At 62.4% G+C, this 14,300-nt stretch carries 12 protein-coding genes; 8 read left to right on the top strand and 4 right to left on the bottom strand.

What is annotated here, in order from left to right; translation table 11 throughout:
- Positions 1–96 precede the first annotated feature (96 nt).
- From ruvX to gshB, 4 genes are all read right to left on the bottom strand, one after another.
- The gene (gene ruvX / locus N2A98_RS25190) at positions 97–534 is read right to left on the bottom strand and encodes a Holliday junction resolvase RuvX (protein ID WP_003195067.1); all 438 of its coding nucleotides are present in this window, start codon (positions 532–534) and stop codon (positions 97–99) included.
- Positions 534–1,103, bottom strand: a complete 570-nt coding sequence (locus tag N2A98_RS25185) for a YqgE/AlgH family protein (protein ID WP_032894725.1) — start codon at positions 1,101–1,103, stop codon at positions 534–536. Before N2A98_RS25185 ends, ruvX begins: the two co-directional genes overlap by 1 nt.
- A 60-nt stretch (positions 1,104–1,163) precedes the next feature.
- Positions 1,164–2,069 carry an energy transducer TonB gene (locus N2A98_RS25180; protein ID WP_044269540.1) on the bottom strand — a complete coding sequence of 302 codons (906 nt, stop codon included), beginning with the start codon at positions 2,067–2,069 and terminating at the stop codon, positions 1,164–1,166.
- 77 nt (positions 2,070–2,146) lie between these two features.
- Positions 2,147–3,100: a glutathione synthase gene (gene gshB, locus N2A98_RS25175; protein ID WP_003195061.1), complete on the bottom strand. Its 954-nt coding sequence runs from the start codon at positions 3,098–3,100 to the stop codon at positions 2,147–2,149.
- Positions 3,101–3,339: 239 nt separating this feature from the next.
- On the opposite strand from gshB, the gene pilG reads away from it, so the two are divergent.
- The 8 genes from pilG (at position 3,340) to N2A98_RS25135 (ending at position 14,254) form a co-directional block, all read left to right on the top strand.
- Entirely contained in the window at positions 3,340–3,747 is a 408-nt protein-coding gene (pilG, locus tag N2A98_RS25170; protein ID WP_014720321.1) for a twitching motility response regulator PilG, read from the top strand.
- A 46-nt stretch (positions 3,748–3,793) separates the two neighbouring features.
- Complete coding sequence (gene pilH, locus N2A98_RS25165) at positions 3,794–4,159, top strand: twitching motility response regulator PilH (protein ID WP_014720320.1); 366 nt, start codon at positions 3,794–3,796, stop codon at positions 4,157–4,159.
- Positions 4,160–4,170: 11 nt separating this feature from the next.
- Positions 4,171–4,695, top strand: a complete 525-nt coding sequence (locus N2A98_RS25160) for a chemotaxis protein CheW (protein WP_047711987.1) — start codon at positions 4,171–4,173, stop codon at positions 4,693–4,695.
- Positions 4,692–6,743 (top strand): methyl-accepting chemotaxis protein, encoded by a 2,052-nt coding sequence (locus tag N2A98_RS25155; RefSeq protein WP_032894736.1) that lies wholly within the window; start codon positions 4,692–4,694, stop codon positions 6,741–6,743. The genes N2A98_RS25160 and N2A98_RS25155 overlap by 4 nt, the downstream gene beginning before the upstream one ends.
- A 175-nt stretch (positions 6,744–6,918) precedes the next feature.
- Positions 6,919–12,735 carry an Hpt domain-containing protein gene (locus tag N2A98_RS25150; RefSeq protein WP_275622775.1) on the top strand — a complete coding sequence of 1,939 codons (5,817 nt, stop codon included), beginning with the start codon at positions 6,919–6,921 and terminating at the stop codon, positions 12,733–12,735.
- Positions 12,728–13,183 carry a chemotaxis protein CheW gene (locus N2A98_RS25145; RefSeq protein ID WP_003195048.1) on the top strand — a complete coding sequence of 152 codons (456 nt, stop codon included), beginning with the start codon at positions 12,728–12,730 and terminating at the stop codon, positions 13,181–13,183. Before N2A98_RS25150 ends, N2A98_RS25145 begins: the two co-directional genes overlap by 8 nt.
- A 290-nt stretch (positions 13,184–13,473) precedes the next feature.
- Positions 13,474–13,857 carry a polymorphic toxin type 44 domain-containing protein gene (locus N2A98_RS25140; RefSeq protein WP_044269533.1) on the top strand — a complete coding sequence of 128 codons (384 nt, stop codon included), beginning with the start codon at positions 13,474–13,476 and terminating at the stop codon, positions 13,855–13,857.
- On the top strand, positions 13,835–14,254 hold the full coding sequence (locus tag N2A98_RS25135; protein WP_003195044.1) for a hypothetical protein: 420 nt from the start codon (positions 13,835–13,837) through the stop codon (positions 14,252–14,254). Before N2A98_RS25140 ends, N2A98_RS25135 begins: the two co-directional genes overlap by 23 nt.
- The last annotated feature ends 46 nt before the right edge of the window (positions 14,255–14,300 follow it).

Genomic DNA, 14,300 nt, shown 5'->3' with positions numbered 1-14,300 from the left:
CGATAACGCGTGAAAACCTGGAAGTGCGCGGTGCCTGTGAGTTCTTCGCGAGCAAGCTCGCTCCTACAAAAACGGCATAGCAGCAAGCCGCGTCAGTCAGGATTCAAATAAAGCGGTGTTTTCATCCAGCCAACCCTGCAACAGCAAGGCGGCGGCGATGGCGTCCACCGGGTTGTCGCGATAACTGCCCTTTTGCCCGCCACGGTCACGGCGCTCACCCTTGGCTTCAAAGGTGGTGAGGCGTTCGTCGTGGGTATAGAAGGGCAGGTTGTAGCGGCCATTGAGGCGGCGCGCGAACTTCTCGGCGCGCAGGCACATGTCACTGGGGGTGCCATCCATGTTCAGGGGCAGGCCGACCACCACCGCGTCAGGCTTCCACTCTTTGATGAGCGCTTCGACCTGGTTCCAGTCCGGCACGCCGTTCTGGGCCTTGAGGGTGCACAGCTCGCGGGCCTGGCCGGTGATGACCTGGCCAACCGCTACGCCGATCTGTTTGGTGCCGTAGTCAAAACCGAGGATCAGACGCAAAGCCATCAGGCGTGCCCCGCCTGGCTGGTCAGCAGGCTGAGGTTGACCCGCAGCTTGGCCGCGGCCGCTTCCAGGCGCAGTTCGCTGGCGGTGTTGAACAGGATGTCGGCGTCGAACGGGCAGGTCAGCCAGGCATTGCTGGCCAGTTCGGCCTCCAGCTGCCCGGCTTCCCAACCGGCGTAGCCCAGGGTGATCACACTTTGCTCAGGGCCCACGCCGTCGGCAATGGCGAACAGCACGTCCTGGGACGTGGACAGTGACACGCCTTCAAGGTCTACCGTGGCCTGGTACTTCGGCCCGGTGGGGTGCAAGACAAAACCGCGATCGGTCTGAACCGGCCCGCCGATGTAGATCGGCACGTGCTGGCAGCTTGCCGGCGGGTCGATTTCCGGGCGCAGTTGCTCAAGGATATCGGCCAGGTTCAGCTCCTGCGGGCGGTTGACCACCAACCCCATGGCACCATTGGCCGTGTGCTCGACGATGTAGGTCAAGGTCTGCGCAAAGTTCGGGTCGGCCATATGGGGCATGGCGATCAGGAATTGGTGCTTGAGGTAAGTCGGGCTGACGTTTTTCATGTCCGCTAGTGTGGCGTTGGAGGGGCGAACTGACAAGTGCGGGCGCGATCAGCAGGGGAGTCAGTTACTGGACAACCGATCGCCCTTGGCAAACCGCCAGGTGCGGATGATTTCCAGGCGATCGACGTCGTTCAAGTCGCCGCTGAACGGCGCAAAGGGCGCGGCCAGCCGTACGATACGTTGCGCGGCCTGGTCCAGCAGCGGTTGGCCGGAGGACTCCAGCACCTGCACTTCATACAGCGAGCCGTCACGGTTGATCGACACCAGCAGGCGCAAATTGCCATAAATCTGCTGGCGCCGCGCCTCGTCCGGGTAGTTGAGGTTGCCAATGCGTTCGACCTTCTTGCGCCACTCGTCCTTATACCAGGCGCCTTTATCGCGCATGGTTGAGGCGGCGTTCAGGCGGTAGATGCGCGGGCGCTTGGCATACAGCTGTTGTTCATGGGCCAGTTCGGCTTCCAGGCTGGAAATTTCGTCGGACAGCGTCGAACTGTCGAACGTCGGCGCAGGTTTCACCGGTTCGGGCCTGGGCTCGGTCTTGGCCTTTTCGCGCTGGGTCGGGGCTTTTTGCGGTTTGGGCGCGACGGTGGTCACTGCGGCCTTGGGCGCGGCCTGCTTGACCTCGGGCTTGGGCGCCGGCGGCGGGGTGACCTTCTTGACCTGGTTGTCGTGGAAGGGCGCCACTTCGGTGGTCTTGGGCACGGCTTTCTTGTCGAGGGTGCCGCTGCCCTGCTGGTTGTCCTGGGCGAGAAAGTCAGCCTTTTCGGGCTTTTTTTCGCTCTTGAACGTGGCGAGGGTGATTTCCAGGGTCTTGGTAATCTGCTTGGGTTCGACCAGGGTGAACCCCACGCCCAGCAGCAGGGCGAGGTGAATCAGCGCAGCGAGGAACAGGGTAAAACCGAGACGATCAGCCGGGCGCACGCCGCTATGGGTGAATTCGGGGGGCAGATCGGACGGGAGTGTCATGACAAGAAAACCAACATCGCGCGTTTCACAGGTGGCGCATGATAACGCAATGTTGGTGTGTGTCCGGCTGTTCTATGTCACTTGGCTTTTAGCTTGCGCTCAATGGCGGCCATCAGCATTTCGCCGATGTTCGTGCCAAATGCATTGTCGATCTCGCGAATACAGGTCGGGCTGGTGACGTTGATTTCAGTGAGGTTCTCACCAATTACGTCGAGTCCGACAAACAGCAGGCCTTTTTCCCGCAGGGTCGGGCCGACTTGAGCGGCGATCCAGCGGTCCTTGTCCGACAACGGCCGCGCTTCACCGCGACCACCGGCGGCCAGGTTGCCACGGGTCTCGCCGGCTGCCGGGATACGCGCCAGGCAATAATCCACCGGCTCGCCGTCGATCATCAGGATGCGCTTGTCACCGTCCTTGATCGCCGGCAGGTAGGCCTGGCCCATGATCTGCTGGGTGCCCAGGGCGGTCAGGGTTTCGAGGATCACCGACAGGTTCGGGTCGCCGGCGCGGTGACGGAAGATCGAGGTGCCGCCCATGCCGTCCAGCGGCTTGAGGATCACGTCGCCATGCTTGGCGGCGAATTCACGCAGTACATCGGCGCGGCGGCTGACCACAGTCGGTGGCGTGCACTGCGGGAACAGGGTGGCGAACAGCTTTTCATTGCAATCGCGCAGGCTTTGCGGCTTGTTGACGATCAGCACGCCAGCGCGTTCGGCCTGCTCCAGCAGGTAGGTGGAATACACAAATTCCATGTCGAACGGCGGGTCCTTGCGCATCAGGATCACGTCGAGGTCGCTCAGGGGGCTGTCGATTTCATCCGAAAGCTCGAACCACTTCTCAGGGTTGGCGAACACCTGCAGCGGGCGCATGCGTGCGCGGGCCTCGCCGTCACCCTGGTAAAGGTCGCGCTGCTCCATATAGAACAAGGTCCAGCCGCGGGCCTGGGCGGCCAGGAGCATGGCCAGCGAACTGTCCTTTTTATAGGAAATGCTGGCGATAGGGTCCATGACAATGCCGACGCGAACGCTCATGGGGGATTTCCTCTAGCAAATTAGGGCGCATAAAAGTGGCGTCAGAGTGGCGCTGCGGCTGTTGTGGGTCAAGGAAAAACCACTGGGCGGGCGCCTCGATAGATTGCGCCAGGAGACTGTGCTAAAAAGGCTGGCACGGCGCACCAGCCCTTGTATTCCAAGGCTTGCGGCGTTCATCCTGTGCAACATCAGGCAGTACACACCGAAAACCGATTCGCTGTGGCGATGGTAGAGCAGATATGGAACAGCATTCCAACGCCTTGAAGGTGATGGTGATCGACGATTCGAAAACGATCCGCCGCACCGCCGAGACGCTGTTGAAGAACATGGGGTGCGAGGTCATCACGGCGATCGACGGTTTCGACGCCCTGGCCCGTATTGTCGATCATCACCCGCACATTATCTTTGTCGACATCATGATGCCGCGCCTGGATGGCTACCAGACCTGCGCCCTGGTGAAGAACAACCCGGCGTTCAAATCGATCCCGGTGATCATGCTGTCCTCCAAGGACGGCCTGTTCGACAAGGCCAAGGGGCGCATCGTGGGTGTCGATCAGTTTTTGACCAAGCCTTTCAGCAAGGAAGAACTGCTGGGGGCGATCAAGGCCTATGTGCCTGGGTTCGCCGCAGTAGAACAAGCACACTGACGCCGCCTCACGAGGGCCGGCGCCTATCAATGTAGCGGGGAAAACCATGGCACGTGTTCTGATCGTCGACGATTCGCCGACTGAAATGTACAAACTCACCGGCATGCTGGAAAAGCATGGCCACCAGGTGCTCAAAGCCGAAAACGGCGCGGACGGCGTGGCCCTGGCCCGCCAGGAAAAGCCCGACGCGGTGCTGATGGATATCGTGATGCCCGGCCTCAATGGCTTCCAGGCCACGCGCCAGTTGTCCAAGGAGCCGGAAACCAACGGTATCCCGATCATCATCATCACCACCAAAGACCAGGAAACTGACAAGATCTGGGGCGCACGCCAGGGCGCCAAAGACTACCTGACCAAACCGGTAGATGAAGAAACCCTGATTGCCACCCTGAACAAGGTGCTGGCCGGCTAAGGCTTGCGATCATGACCGAGTCGCAAACCGCCTTCGAGCTGCTGCTGGACATCGACCGCCGCTGCCGCTTGCTGGCCGCGGACCTGCCGTCCCAGGAAACGCGCCTGCAACGCTGGAGCGGCATCGCTTTTCGCGTAGGGCCAAACGCCTACGTGGCGCCCATGGGCGAGGTCGCCGAGGTGTTGCATGAGCCACGTTGCACCTTGATGCCGGGGGTCAAGCCCTGGGTCAAGGGCGTGGCCAACCTGCGCGGGCGCTTGCTGCCGGTGATGGACCTGGGCGGTTTCCTGGGCCTTGAGTTGTCCAGGGCGCGCAAGCAACGGCGGGTGCTGGTGGTGGAGTTCAACGACCTGTTTGTCGGGCTGCTGGTAGACGAGGTGGTAGGCATGCAGCATTTCCCATTGGACGCCTGGGTGGCGAGCACCGCCTCGAGCGCGCCGTTTATTCAGGGCCAATTCGACGGCGACCCGCTGTGGCAAGTCTTCAGCCCCTTCGCCCTGGCCCAGGCCCCTGGCTTCATGGATGTCGCCGCATGAGCACCGCTACCACGCCCAAACCCCAGGCCGCTTCGCGCAGCCGTTCGCAGATCATCGTGCTGTTTATCGCCTTGATCGTGTTCATCATGCTGCTGTTCGCCAACTTCGCGTACCTCAACACCCAGTCCACCTACGACAAACAGTACATCGGCCACGCCGGTGAGCTGCGCGTGCTGTCCCAGCGCATTGCCAAGAACGCCACCGAGGCTGCCGCGGGGAAAGCGGCGGCGTTCAAGCTGCTGGGCGATGCGCGCAACGATTTTGCCCAGCGCTGGGGCTACCTGAAAAAAGGTGACCCGCAAACCGGCTTGCCGGCGGCGCCCAGTGCGGTACGCGCCGAAATGCGGGCAGTGCAGACCGACTGGGAGGCGCTGCTGAAAAACACCGACGCCATCCTGGCCAGCGAGCAGACCGTGTTGTCGTTGCACCAAGTGGCCGCGACCCTGGCCGAAACCGTGCCGCAACTGCAGATCGAGTCGGAAAAGGTCGTCGATAGCCTGCTGCAACGCGGCGCCCCGGCCAGCCAGGTGGCCTTGGCCCAACGCCAGTCGCTGCTGGCCGAACGTATCCTGGGGGCGGTCAACACCGTGCTGGCGGGGGATGAAACCGCGGTGCAGGCCGCCGATGCTTTCGGCCGCGATGCCAACCGTTTTGGCGTGGTGCTCAATGGCATGCTCAACGGCAACCCGGGGCTGCGTATCACCCAGGTCGAAGACCCGGACGCCCGGGCGCGGCTGGCGGACATTGCCGAGCTGTTCGAATTTGTCTCCGGTTCCGTGGATGAAATTCTCGAGACCTCGCCGCAGTTGTTCCAGGTGCGCGCTTCGGCGAGCAATATTTTCAACCTGTCGCAAACCCTGCTCGATGAAGCCTCGCACCTGGCCACCGGTTTTGAAAACCTCGCCAGCGGGCGCAGTTTGGACACCATCGGCGGTTACGTGCTGGGCTTGCTGGCGCTGGCCTCGATCATCCTGATCGGTCTGGTCATGGTGCGCGAGACCAACCGCCAACTGCATGAAACCGCGCAGAAGAACGAGCGCAACCAGAACGCGATCATGCGCCTGCTGGATGAAATCGAAGACCTGGCCGACGGCGACCTTACCGTCACCGCCTCAGTCACCGAAGACTTTACCGGCACCATCGCAGACTCCATCAACTATTCCGTGGACCAACTGCGCGACCTGGTCGCCACCATCAACCTCACCGCCGGGCAGGTCGCCGGCGCGGTGCAGGACACCCAGGCTACCGCGATGCACCTGGCCCAGGCGTCGGAGCATCAGGCCCAGCAGATTGCCGAAGCGTCTACCGCCATCAACCAGATGGCGCAGTCCATCGATCAGGTATCGGCCAACGCGGCCGAATCCTCGGCGGTGGCTGAGCGTTCGGTGGAGATCGCCAACAAAGGCAACGAGGTGGTGCACAACACCATCCACGGCATGGACAACATTCGCGAACAGATCCAGGACACCGCCAAGCGCATCAAGCGCCTGGGCGAGTCGTCCCAGGAAATTGGCGACATCATCAGCCTGATCGACGACATCGCCGACCAGACCAACATCCTCGCCCTCAACGCCGCGATCCAGGCCAGCATGGCCGGTGACGCCGGGCGCGGCTTTGCGGTGGTGGCCGATGAAGTGCAACGGCTGGCCGAACGCTCCTCGGCGGCCACCCGGCAGATCGAAACCCTGGTACGCACCATCCAGGCCGACACCAACGAAGCGGTGATCTCCATGGAACAGACCACCACCGAAGTGGTGCGCGGCGCGCGCCTGGCCCAGGACGCCGGGGTGGCACTGGAAGAGATCGAAGGCGTGTCCAAAACCCTGGCGGCGCTGATCCAGAGCATTTACAACGCGGCGCAGCAACAGACCTCATCGGCGGGGCAGATTTCCCTGACCATGAACGTGATCCAGCAGATCACCACCCAGACTTCGTCGGGTTCCACCGCCACCGCCGAAAGCATTGGTAACCTGGCGAAGATGGCCAGCCAGTTGCGCAGGTCGGTGTCGGGTTTCACCTTGCCGCCGCCCAAGCAGGTGGACGATTGAAATACGACCTGAACAACACCACAGTCCAACTGTGGGAGCTGGCTTGCCTGCGATAGCGGTCTGTCAGATACAGATATAGTGCTGACCCACCGCTATCGCAGGCAAGCCAGCTCCCACATTGGATCTCCATTGTTTGTGCGATACCAGCAACTCATGAATTCTAAGCGGAGCAGTTATGGTTGATCGGCACGACTACGTGGCCCTCGAATGGGTCAAGGGCGATATTGCCGAAACCCTGAAGCAGGCCCGGTCGGCCCTGGACGCGTACGTTGAAACCCATGACGACGACGCCCTCAACGAATGCCTGGCCGGTATCCACCAGGTGCATGGCGCGCTGCAAATGGTCGAGTTCTACGGCGCGGCGCTGTTGGCCGAAGAGATCGAGGAACTGGCCCTGGCGCTCCAGGCCGGGCACGTCGGCCAGCGCGATGAAAGTATCCGCCTGCTGCAACAAGCCCTCGGCCAACTGCCGCTGTACCTCGACCGCGTGCACAGTGCCCGCCGCGACTTGCCGCTGGTGGTGCTGCCGCTGCTCAACGACTTGCGCAGTGCCCGTGGTGAAAGCCTGCTATCGGAAACCAGCCTGTTCAGCCCGCAACTACTATTGATCGAGCCGTTGCCTGAGCAAGCCCTGGCCCAACGGGCAACGCCGGATCTGCATGAGCAGTTGCGCCAATGGCGCCACCTGCTGCAACAAGCCCTTGCCGGGTTGCTGCGTGAAGACCACGGCCCCAGCAACCTGGAAGACATGGCCCGGGTGTTCGCACGCCTCGAAGCGCTGTGCCAGGGCGCGCCGCTGTTGCCGTTGTGGCAGGTCACCTCGGCGCTGGTCGAAGGCATGCTCACCGGCGTGGTCGCCAACAGCCCGGCGTTGCGCAGCCTGCTCAAGGCCAGCGATAAACAACTCAAGCGCTTGCTGGTTCAAGGCGTCAATGGCATCAACCAGCCGGCGCCGGATGAGTTGCTCAAGAGCCTGCTGTTCTACGTCGCCAAAGTCACCCGGCCGACGCCGCGCATGCAAAGCCTGAAGGAGCGCTACGGCTTGGACGAAGCCTTGCCCGACAGCGCCGTGGTCGATGCTGAACGTGCGCGGCTGGCTGGGCCGGATCGCAATGCCATGGGCTCGGTACTCGGGGCGTTGTGTGAGGAGCTGGTGCGGGTTAAGGAACGCCTGGATCTGTTCGTGCGCAGTGATCGCCAGCACACCCAGGACCTCGACCCCTTGCTGGCGCCGTTGCGGCAGATCGCCGATACCCTCGCGGTGCTGGGTTTCGGCCAGCCGCGCAAAGTGATCATCGACCAACTCGCCGTGGTGTTGAGCCTGGTCCAGGGGCAGCGCGAACCTAATGACGCGGTGTTGATGGATGTGGCCGGCGCGTTGCTGTATGTCGAAGCGACGCTGGCCGGGATGATCGGCACCGTCGAACCGCAAAGCCGTGAAGACAGCCGCTTGCCCACCACCGACCTGACCCAGATTCACCAGCTGGTGATTCGCGAGTCGTGCCAGTGCCTGCGCCAAGCCAAGGAGCTGGTGATCGACTGCATCGAGGCCGACTGGGACCGTCAGCGCCTGGAGTCCTTGCCCGAGCTGTTGAGCCAGGTACGCGGTGCCCTGGCGATGATTCCTTTGCCGCGCGCGGCGAGTTTGATGCGCGGTTGCACCGACTACGTCGATGAGCAGTTGATGGTCAATGACGCCGCGCCTTCGGCGGCACAGCTGGGGCATTTCGCCGAGGTGGTCAGCAGCCTGGAGTACTACCTCGAACGCATGCTTCAAGACCCTGACGCGGCGGGCGAAAAAGTGCTGGAACTGGCCACCCAGGGCTTGAATGCATTGGGCTACCTGCCGGCGGAAAAACCCTGGCGCCAGGCGCTGGCCGCGCCCGAGGGGGCACTGTCCGAGGCCGCACCCAGCCAGTCCCAATTCGACGCGCTGGCGAGCCCAACCTCACGTCTCAACCCTCCGGCCTTGCAGCGTCCCGGCAGCTTGTTGCCGCCGCCGGCCGGTGAAGAACCGATTGACGATGAACTGCGCGAAGTCTTCCTGGAAGAAACCGATGAAGTCCTCGACGTGCTGCATCGCTACCTGCCCGACAGCGCGGACAAAACCGCCCAGGGCGAAATGCGCCGCGCCTTCCATACCCTCAAGGGCAGCGGCCGCATGGTGCGCGCCCTGGTGCTGGCCGAGCTGGCCTGGGCCGTGGAGAACCTGCTTAATCGCGTGCTGGAACGCAGCGTAGCCCTCGGCCCTGAGGTGCAGCAGGTATTGGATGAGGCCGTGGCCCTGCTGCCGGAGCTGATCGCCGATTTTGCCAGCGACGACCAACGCCAGCGCGATGAGGTCGATGCCTTGGCCGCCCGAGCCCATGCCCTGGCCAGTGGCGCCGTCACGTCGGCCACCGAGCCCCATGACCCGATGCTGCTGGAGATCTTCCGCAACGAAGCCCAAGGCCATCTGGACAGCCTCGAGTACTTCCTGCAACAGGCCGCCGAGCAGATGCCGCTGCAGGTCAGCGATGAACTGCAACGCGCCTTGCACACCCTCAAGGGCAGCGCCTACATGGCCGGCGTATTGCCCATCGCCGAACTGGCGCGCCCGCTGGATCACCTCACCCGTGAATACAAGGCCCACCGCCTGCCGCTGGGCAAGGACGAAGTGGCGTTGCTACTTGAAGCACAAGGTCTGTTCCAGCGCGGCCTGCGAGACCTGAACACCCATCCCCTGGCGCCGATCAACGGCGCCGCCGACCTGATCAGCCGCACCCAACGCCTGCTGGACCATCAACTCGCCGCCTTGCTCGACGCGCCCACGACCGGCCTGCGCGTCAAGCGTGACCCGCACTTGATCACCAACTTTCTGGCCCAGGGCATGGACATCCTGCTCGACGCCGAAAGCCTGCTGCGTCGCTGGCAGCAACACCCCGGCGACCGTCAGGAACTCACGGCGTTGCTGGACGAGCTGACCACCCTGGGCGAGGGCGCGCACCTTGCCGACCTGCACCCTATCGACGCGTTGTGCGAAGCCTTGCTCGACCTCTATGGCGCGGTGGAAGAAAGCAGCCTGGCGGTCAGCGCACGCTTCTTCCAGGAGGCCGAACAGGCCCATGACGCGCTGATCAACATGCTCGACCAGTTGGCCGCCGGCCAGGAAATCAGCCCCGCGCCCGCACGGCTGCAGGCATTGCGCGAGTTGCTCGATGAAGCACTGGACCCGTCCGCCACAGGGCTGATCAAAAGCGACGGCAGCCGCACCCTGAGTATCGCCGAGTTGGGCGCGGCCACTGCGCAGCTGGATCACGCAACGGCGATGGACGACGAAATTGTCGAGATCTTCCTTGAAGAGGCCGTAGACATCCTCGACAGCGCCGGCCAGTCGCTCAAGCGCTGGCTGCTGGAACCCGAAAACGCCGCGCCCTTGTCCTCGTTGCAGCGGGACCTGCACACCCTCAAGGGCGGTGCACGCATGGCCGAAATCGACCCCGTGGGCGACTTGGCCTACGAGCTCGAATGCGTTTATGAGGGGCTGGTGGACCGCCGCTACAGCTATTCCGTGGAGCTGTCCCAGGCACTGATGGCCAGCCATGAGCGCTTGGCCCAACAGTTGGACGAGCTGCAACAGCAGCAACCCTTGAGTGACGGCGCCGAGTTGGTCGAAAGGCTACGGGAGTTGCGCCAGGCCAGCAGCCCTGCAGCGCCGGCCGCTGTGACGCCAGCCTCGGGTACCGACCCGGAATTGCTGGATATCTTCCTCGAAGAAGCCGCCGATATCCTCGACAGTTCAGGCAGCGCGTTAGTGCGCTGGCAGGCCGAGCCGGGCAATCGCCAGGAAGTGGAAACCCTGCTGCGTGACCTGCACACCCTCAAAGGCGGCGCACGCATGGTCGAGATCGGGCCAATCGGCGATCTGGCCCATGAGCTGGAATTTCTCTACGAAGGGCTGTCCGCCGGTTTGCTCGCGCCGACCCCTGAGTTGTTCGCTCTGCTGCAAGGCTGCCATGACCGCCTGGCGCAAATGATCGACGCCGTGGCCGAGGGGTTGCCGGTGGGCTCGGTGGATAAACTGATCGAGCGCATCAAGAGCCTGGTGCACCCCAGTGATGAGCCGGTTACACCCGTGGCACTGCCAGCGGGCAAGGCCGAAGCGGTCGCCGATCCGGCTGCCGACATGGTGAAAATCTCTGCTGACTTGCTCGATGACCTGGTCAACCTCGCCGGTGAAACCTCGATCTTCCGTGGGCGTATCGAGCAGCAAGTCAAGGATGCGCGCATTGCCTTGAATGAGATGGAAACCACCATCGAGCGCATGCGCGACCAGCTGCGCCGGCTCGACAGCGAAACCCAGGGCCGCCTCCTGAGCCGCCAGCAAGCCGAGGCCGAACGCCTGGGCTACGAAGAATTCGACCCGCTGGAAATGGACCGCCATTCGCAGCTGCAACAGCTGGCCCGTGCGCTGTCCGAATCCGCCTCCGACCTGCTCGACCTCAAGGACACCCTCGAGCGCCGCAACCAGGATGCCCACAACCTGCTGCAGCAACAGGCGCGCATCAACACCGAATTGCAGGAAGGCCTGATGCGCACGCGCATGGTGCCTTTCGAGCGCATGTTGCCACGCCTCAAGCGCATCGTGCGGCAAGTGGCGGGCGAATTAGGCAAAGACGTGGAGTTCATCGTCGGCAATGCCGAAGGCGAGATGGACCGCAATGTGCTGGAGCGCATGGCGGCACCCTTGGAGCATATGCTGCGCAACGCTGTCGACCACGGCCTGGAGTCGCGCGAAGTGCGGCTGGCGGCGGGCAAACCGGAGAAGGGCCGCATCACCCTGGACCTGACCCACGAAGGCGGCGACATCGTCTTCGACATGCGCGACGACGGCGCGGGTGTGCCCCTTGAAGCGGTGCGGCGCAAGGCAATCAAGCGCGGCTTGCTCGCGCCCCATCAAGAGATGAGCGACCGTGACGTGTTGCAGTTCATCCTGCAGCCGGGCTTTTCCACCGCCGAAAAAATCACCCAGATTTCCGGGCGCGGCGTGGGCATGGACGTGGTGCATGAAGAAGTGCGCCAGCTCGGCGGCTCCATGGTGATCGACTCGACGCCGGGCATGGGCGTGCATTTTCGCATTCGCCTGCCGTTTACCGTGTCGGTCAATCGTGCGCTGATGGTGCACTGCGCGGACGACCAATACGCGATCCCTCTCAACACCATCGAAGGCCTGGTGCGCGTGCTGCCCCACGAATTGGCCGGGCACTACCAGCAAGACCCGCCGCACTATGAATACGCCGGCCAGCGCTACGAGTTGTTCTACTTAGGCGACCTGCTGCACACCGCCAGCCGCCCGAAACTGCTGGGCCAATACCAGCCGGTGCCGGTGCTGCTGGTGCACTGCAATGAGCGCCGCGTGGCGGTGCATGTGGATGCCATGGCCGGTACCCGCGAGATTGTGGTCAAGGGCCTGGGGCCGCAGTTCTCCGGGGTGCAGGGCGTGACCGGCGCGACCATCCTGGGCGACGGCCATGTGGTGCTGATCATCGACCTGCTGGCGCACATCCGCGCCCGGCAACCGGCCTTGCCGGCCCAGGCGGTGGATGCTCCGCTGATCCTCAACGACCCGCTGAAAAAACGCCCGCTGCTGGTACTGGTGGTGGACGACTCGGTCACCGTACGCAAAGTCACCAGCCGCCTGCTGGAGCGCAACGGCATGAACGTGCTCACCGCCAAGGACGGGATCGACGCCCTTGCCATCCTGGAAGAACACACCCCGGACTTGATGCTGCTCGACATCGAAATGCCGCGCATGGACGGCTTCGAAGTAGCCATTCAGATACGCAACGACCCACGCCTGATGCGCTTGCCGATCATCATGATCACCTCACGCACCGGCCAGAAACACCGCGACCGCGCCATGGCCATTGGCGTCAACGACTACCTCGGCAAGCCGTACCAAGAGTCGGTGCTGCTGGAAAGCATTGCCTACTGGAGCAAGTCCCATGCTTGAGCACCGCACCAGCCAACTCACCGGCCTGCTGCTGCCCCTGGCCGACCGCCACCTGGTGCTGCCCAACGTTGCCGTGGCCGAGCTGATCGACTTCCAGCGCGGCGAGCCGGCCAGCGATGCACCGCCGTGGTACCTGCGGCAGGTTACGTGGCGCGATCGGCAGATTCCGTTGATCAGCTTTGAAGCGGCCTGCGGAGAAGCCAGCATGACGGGTGAACGCTCACGCATCGTGGTGTTGAACGCACTGGGCGGGCGACCGACGTTGAAATTCATTGCCCTGGTGATCCAGGGCATTCCGCGCTCGTACAAGCTCGATAGCGAATTGAGCTACGTGGACGTGCCCCTGTGCCCGCTGGAACTGGCGGCGGTGCAAGTGGGCGAGCAGGTGGCGAAGGTGCCGGATTTGATGGGGCTTGAAGCGTTGTTGGTGGAGTCCGGCCTGGCCTGATCCTGAGCCCTATGAAGATCTACTGTGGGAGCTGGCTTGCCTGCGATAGCGGCCTGTCAGTCAACATCTCAGTAGCTGACCTACCGCTATCGCAGGCAAGCCAGCTCCCACGCTGAGCAGCGCTCATCTTCATGTCTCAATCAATCCACGCAGAGCTTGCAAATAATCGGCGATATGTCGGAATAGGGTGGAGTTGCTGTAGGCGAGTTCTGAATTGGGAATAGGCGGGTTTTCAGGTCGCAGTGGAGTGGCTAGTTTCTGCACTCCTCACTGCCAGCAAGGACTCGCAAATGGCCGTACCGTTAATGCCGCCCGGTGTTTCAATTCTTGAAAACATGGCGATATCCAACTGCAAGCGCATTCATCTCAAGCCCGGCTCGGCATTCGCCTATTCCTGGTTTTACTCCCAGGTCCGTGCGGCCGGCCCTTGGAACTACAAGAAGCAGGGGCGTCAGTACGAAGCTTTTGGTAACTTCAATTACGGTGCCACAGGCACGGTGCTGGGCATTCCCGAAAATGTGTTGCTGCGAGCCGCCGGTGTGGCTCAAACCGTCGCCAGAACGACTCGTCCGGATTTTGGATCATGGTGGGGCGGTGAGCCTTTTGGTGACGACCCACGGGATCAATATTGGATAAGAAGAGGTATCGAATATGCCATTTCGCAAGGCCACTAAGCGCCTCATACCTGTTCTGCGTAATTGCCTGCTTGTGATCTGCCTGCTCTATATCGGCGGCAGTTGGGTCCTGTCGCCCGGAACACCGGACCTGGATGAAGTGGTGTTGAAGCATTCCCTGGGCAACGGTATGTCGATCTATGGTGCGCGAGATGGCCAAGGTGGCGCGACGGTGGGGTTTTCCTACAGGTACTACGTGCATAAGGATTTGGGAAGTGATCAGGAAATACTCAGCGCATTAGTGTCTGCACCTCCTTTTCTCAAAACAAAAGAGCCCGATGTTCAAGTCAATAATGAGGGCGGCACCCTGCATCTGGTTATTCAGGGAGAAGTGTATGAGTACCACAGTTATGCGCTGGAGGGCCTGGGGAAGGTCAGGGTGATGATGGTGTTGTGAGGAGCTAGCGTTCAGATTTTTCCTGCAAGATGTCGGGCTGTGCATG

Origin of the sequence: Pseudomonas sp. FJ2-5-13 (assembly GCF_029201605.1) — a bacterium.
GTDB lineage: Bacteria > Pseudomonadota > Gammaproteobacteria > Pseudomonadales > Pseudomonadaceae > Aquipseudomonas > Aquipseudomonas lactis.
Note: the sequence above shows the minus strand (reverse complement) of the source record. Positions and strands in the feature narration are given on the sequence as shown.